The 3,914-nt window shown below is 67.9% G+C and carries 4 protein-coding genes; 1 reads left to right on the top strand and 3 read right to left on the bottom strand.

Going from position 1 to position 3,914, the window contains the following annotated elements:
- Positions 1-203: hypothetical protein (locus EX88_RS27265; protein ID WP_235186403.1), on the top strand; the 203-nt coding region annotated here is incomplete at its 5' end.
- Here the strand turns inward: EX88_RS27265 and EX88_RS0122535 are convergent.
- From EX88_RS0122535 to EX88_RS0122545, 3 genes are all read right to left on the bottom strand, one after another.
- Positions 158-703 carry a GNAT family N-acetyltransferase gene (locus EX88_RS0122535; protein ID WP_031374234.1) on the bottom strand — a complete coding sequence of 182 codons (546 nt, stop codon included), beginning with the start codon at positions 701-703 and terminating at the stop codon, positions 158-160. The two genes, EX88_RS27265 and EX88_RS0122535, sit on opposite strands and share 46 nt — an antisense overlap.
- A 192-nt stretch (positions 704-895) precedes the next feature.
- On the bottom strand, positions 896-2,665 hold the full coding sequence (gene aspS, locus EX88_RS0122540; RefSeq protein ID WP_031374235.1) for an aspartate--tRNA ligase: 1,770 nt from the start codon (positions 2,663-2,665) through the stop codon (positions 896-898).
- 334 nt (positions 2,666-2,999) lie between these two features.
- Positions 3,000-3,329, bottom strand: coding sequence for an FmdB family zinc ribbon protein (locus EX88_RS0122545; RefSeq protein ID WP_031374236.1), 330 nt, complete (start codon positions 3,327-3,329; stop codon positions 3,000-3,002).
- Positions 3,330-3,914 lie beyond the last annotated feature (585 nt).

Here is a 3,914-nt window from a genome sequence, read left to right on the forward strand (position 1 = left end):
ATGAAAAACGGCGCGCATCCCTGCGCGCCGCCCTCCGGGTCTTCGATTGCCTTCGCCAGTGCGAATCGGCGCACGACAACGGCAAAATCTTTACGGCAACGGCAACGGCAACAGCAACGGCAATAGCGGCAACGGCAACGGGCTATGCCGCCTCATATCAGCCTGGAACCGCCACCGCATCGCGCTTGAGAATGAACTCGTGATCGCGCGTATTGCCGACGATGAAATCGTAATGGCCGACATGCTCGAAACCGTACCGGCCATAGAAACGCTGCGCGCCGAAATTCTCCGACCACACGCCGATCCACAGGGTCCGCGGGCCTTCGCGCTGCAGCCATTCGAGCACGGTGTCGAACAGGCGCGCGCCCCAGCCGCCGTTCTGCGCTTCGCGCAACACGTATAAGCGCTTGAGTTCGCCATCGCCCGGAGCCACGTCCGGATGCGGCAGGCCGCACGGTCCCGCCGCGGCATGGCCGACCGCGACGCCGTCGCGTTCGAGCAGGAAGATCGCGTAGTCCGGGTGCGACAGGATCACCGCCTGCTTCTCGACCGAATAGCTGTCGAGCAGGAAACCCTGCAGATCCTCCGGCGGGTACAGATGGCCGAAGGTCTCGACGAAGGTGCGGGTGGCGATATCGGCGACGAGGGGCGCATCGCCGACACCGGCGCGGCGGATGGAAAATTTCGGTGCGGCGTTCGTCATAAGGCCTCGCGGTGTAAGCGGACGGTAACGATGGAGCGGCGACGCGAACGGGCGATCAGGGACTCGCCTTGCGGGGGCGACCCTGAGGGCCGACGACGCCGGCCCTGACCGCCCACGGCGACGCGCGATTCCGCACGCCGCCCGGGCTGGACTCGACCCACCGGGCTCGTCGAGCCCGGCCGTGCACTCCGGTCAGGCCGGGTCTTTCTTCGGACGCACCATCACGTGCACTTCGGCCAGTTGCGCGTCCGGAATCGGCGACGGCGCGCCGGTCATCAGGCACTGTGCGGTGGTGGTCTTCGGGAAAGCGATGACGTCGCGGATCGACTCGGTGCCGCCCATCAGCGCGGCGATGCGGTCGATGCCGAAGGCGATGCCGCCGTGCGGCGGCGCGCCGTACTTGAGCGCGTCGAGCAGGAAGCCGAACTTGGCCTCGGCCTCTTCCGCGCCGATGCCGAGCAGGTCGAACACCGCCGACTGCATCTGCGGGCGGTGGATACGGATCGAACCGCCGCCGATCTCGTTGCCGTTGAGGACCATGTCGTAGCCGCGCGACACCGCGGTCTTGGCGTTCGCGCGCAGGTCGGCGATGTCGTCGACCGCGGGCGCGGTGAAGGGGTGATGCAGGGCGACGTAGCGCTGCGCTTCCTCGTCCCACTCGAACATCGGGAAGTCGGTGACCCACAGCGGCTTCCAGCCGTCGGCGACCAGGCCGAGGTCCTTGCCGAGCTTGAGGCGCAGCGCGCCCATGAAATCGCTGGCGGTCTTGTAGTCGGCCGCGCCGAAGAAGATCGCGTCGCCGCTCTGGGCGCCGCTGACTTCGACGATCTTGGCCAGGGTGGCGTCGTCGAGGAACTTGGCGATCGGCGAGTTGATGCCGTCGCGGCCCTTCGACGCGTCTTCGATCTTCATCCAGGCCAGGCCCTTGGCGCCGTACTTGGCCGCGTGCGCGCCGCACTCGTCGATCTGCTTGCGCGACCAGCCGGCCGCGCCGGGTGCGCGCAGGGCGACGACGCGGCCGTCGGCGTGGTTGGCCCAGTCGGTGAAGACCTTGAACTCGCACTGCTTGACCAGTTCGGCGATGTCGACGAATTCCAGGTCGATGCGCAGATCGGGCTTGTCGGAACCGTAACGGCGCATGGCTTCGGCATAGGTCATGCGCGGGAACTGCGCGTCGAGCTCGACCTCGATGGTTTCCTTGAACACCACGCGGATCATGTCCTCGACGGTGTCCTGCACGTCGCGCTCGGAAACCCAGGCGAACTCCATGTCGAGCTGGGTGAACTCAAGCTGGCGGTCGGCGCGCAGCGCTTCGTCGCGGAAGCAGCGCGCGATCTGGTAGTAACGGTCGAAGCCGGCCACCATCAGGATCTGCTTGAACAGCTGCGGCGACTGCGGCAGGGCGTAGAACTCGCCCGGATGCATGCGCGCCGGCACCAGGAAGTCGCGCGCGCCTTCCGGCGTGGCCTTGGTCAGGATCGGGGTCTCGATGTCCTGGAAACCGCGCGCGTCGAGCCAGCGGCGCAGCGACTGCACCAGGCGGATGCGCGTACGCATCATCTTCTGCATCTCGGGACGGCGCAGGTCGAGGTAGCGGTAGGTCAGGCGGGTTTCCTCGCCGGCGTTCTCATGGGCATGGAACGGCAGCGGCTCGGCCTTGTTCAGCACTTCGATCGTCGCCGCCAGCACTTCGACCTTGCCGCTGCGGATCTTTTCGTTGGCGGCCTGGCGCGCACGCACCGTGCCGGTCACCCGCACGCAGCTCTCCACGCTCAGATCGCCGGCGGTCTTGAACAGCTCGGCGGTATCGGAGTCGACGACGATCTGCACCACGCCCTCGTGATCGCGCAGATCGGTGAACACCACGTGGCTCTGGACGCGATTGGTGTTGACCCAGCCGCACAGGGTGACGGTCTGGCCGATCAGCGCCTCGTCGACGAGGCCGCAGAAATGGGTACGCATGGAAACTCCGATTGGTCGATCCGTGAATCGTGGGGGTTGCGACAGGAGGGTTCGGGACCGGGCCGCGGCAGCCGCCGGGCCGGGAACGCCTCGCCGGCCGGGGGCCGGAACCGGTCATTCTAGTGCACGTGCCAGTGCACGCGCAGGACTGGTGCAGTTGCCAGTCCGCGCTCAGGACCGCTGCAGTGCGCCCTGTGCGGCCGTTATGCCGCACATCGCCGGCCCGACTCAGGGCAGGCCGATGCGGCTCGTTCCCGCAAACGACCCGGGGCGCCTCGCGACGCCCCGGGGTGAAAGCTGGACCATCCGGGCGCTGGCCGCGGACCGTCCGGAATCAGGTGGCGCTGGCCCCGGAGGCCGGCTTGGCCGGGGCCGCGGCGGGCTCGGCCTTCTTCTCGGCGGGCTTGCTGTCGACGGCCGGGGCCGAACCGCCGCTGCCGCCGGAACTGCCCTCGCCGGCCAGATTGCGCTTCTTGTCGCCGTCCTTCTTGAAATCGGTCTCGTACCAACCGCCGCCGGCCAGGCGGAACTGCGGCGCGGTCAGCTGACGCCCGACTTTCTCGGCGCCGCACTCGGGGCAGACGGTGGGGTCGGCGTCGGAGAGCTTCTGCAGGCGGTCGAAGGCGTGGCCGCAGGCGCTGCACTGGAAGGCGTAGATGGGCATGGCGGAGACTGTAATTCGGGACGGCGGACTGGGCAGTGTGGGGGCGGATCGCGGCGATGCAAGGCGCGGCGGCCTCAAAGCTGACCCGCATCGGGCTCGTTTCAGGCCCCCGCGGGTTCGCTCCGGCCCGGCCGGCACGGTCGCAGCGACAGCCATGGCCGCCGACAGGCGGTCGGTTCGGCCCGAGCGAGGCCTAGTCCGGGTTCTGCGTCGTCTGCTCTTGCGGGGCCGGCTCTTCGAGCGGATCGACCTCGAACGGCGCGCTGCGCTCCAGCGAGGGCAGAATCTTCGTCAGCAGAGGGATGCCTGTGGAGACCGCGACAAGCCAATCGTGGAGCAGACACCCCAAGCGTTTCGGCCGATTGCAGATAGCCGCAGCAGCGACGTCATTCGGGTCGCGATGCCCTCATCCGGCGCTACGCGCCCCCTTCTCCCGCGAGCGGGAGAAGGGGTTCGCGCTGCTGAAGATGCACGATGCAGTTGCAGTTGCAGTTGCCGTTGCCGTTGCCGTTGCCGTGCGTCGATTAGCACTCGCGAAGGCAATCGAAGACCCGGAGGGCGGCCTGCATGGATGCAGGCCGTTTT

Source organism: Lysobacter antibioticus (assembly GCF_000731095.1).
Taxonomy (GTDB): Bacteria; Pseudomonadota; Gammaproteobacteria; order Xanthomonadales; family Xanthomonadaceae; genus Lysobacter; species Lysobacter antibioticus_B.